Annotated in this window: 2 protein-coding genes; both read right to left on the bottom strand. The window is 64.3% G+C overall.

Annotated elements, in window-relative coordinates; all coding sequences use genetic code 11:
• Nucleotides 1-576, bottom strand: a 576-nt coding sequence (locus HMPREF3115_RS20715) for an ATP-binding cassette domain-containing protein (protein ID WP_256276318.1), incomplete at its 3' end; no start/stop codon positions are given.
• A 31-nt stretch (nucleotides 577-607) separates the two neighbouring features.
• Nucleotides 608-1,123: histidine ABC transporter permease HisM (hisM, locus tag HMPREF3115_RS20710; RefSeq protein ID WP_070555822.1), on the bottom strand; the 516-nt coding region annotated here is incomplete at its 5' end.

Here is a 1,123-nt window from a genome sequence, read left to right as displayed (position 1 = left end):
CACCTTCAGCACTTCGCCGACGAGCTCCGGGTCGAGCGCCGACGTCGGCTCGTCGAACAGCATCACCTCGGGCTCCATCGCGAGCGCGCGCGCAATGGCGACGCGCTGCTGCTGGCCGCCGGACAGATGCGACGGGTACATGCCTTCGACGCGCGCGGGCAGGCCGACCTGCTCGAGATACTTGCGGGCGCGCGCGATCGCTTCGTCCTTTGCGATCCCGAGCACCGCGATCGGCGCTTCGATCACGTTCTCGAGCACCGTCATGTGCGCCCACAGATTGAAGTGCTGGAACACCATCGCGAGCTTCGTGCGCATGCGCTGCAGCTGCTTCGGATCGGCGACGCGCAGCGAACCGCTGCTGTCGCGCACGGTGCGGATCGGCTCGGTGCCGATCGTGATCTGCCCCGAGCACGGCTGCTCGAGAAAGTTGATGCAGCGAAGAAACGTACTCTTGCCGGAGCCGCTCGAGCCGATGATGCTGATCACGTCGCCGGCCTTCGCCTTCATCGTGACGCCCTTCAGGACTTCGTTGTCGCCGAACTTCTTGTGCAGGTCCTCGACGATGAGCTTGTACATGCGTGTGTTTCCTTTCGAATGCGTGAACGTGTCAATGGCTGCGCGGCGACAGATACGCGAGCCAGCGCGCCTCGAGCTTGCGGAATGCCCAGATCAGCGCGAACACGACCACGGCATAGATCACGGCCGCGATCCCGTACGCCTGGAACGACATGTAGGTCGCCGAGTTCACGTCGCGCGTGACTTTCAGGATGTCGGGCACGGTCGCGGTGAACGCGAGCGTCGTCGCATGCAGCATCAGGATCACTTCGTTGCTGTAGCTCGGCAGCGAACGGCGTAGCGCGGATGGCAGGATCACGCGCGTATAGAGCTTGAAGCGCGACATGCCGTACGCCATGCCGGCCTCGATCTCGCCGGACGGCGTGGCCTTGATCGCGCCCGCGAAGATCTCCGTCGCGTACGCGGCTTCGTTCAGCACGAACGCGAGCAGCGTGCAGTTCATCGCGTTGCGGAAGAACGCATCGAGCAGCACGTGGTCGTGCACGACCTGCAGGCTGTAGATGCCCGTGTAGCACATCAGCAGCTGCACGTAGAGCGGCGTGCCGCG

It is taken from the genome of Burkholderia sp. HMSC10F09, from assembly GCF_001806955.1.
Taxonomy (GTDB): Bacteria; Pseudomonadota; Gammaproteobacteria; order Burkholderiales; family Burkholderiaceae; genus Burkholderia; species Burkholderia multivorans.
Note: the sequence above shows the minus strand (reverse complement) of the source record. Positions and strands in the feature narration are given on the sequence as shown.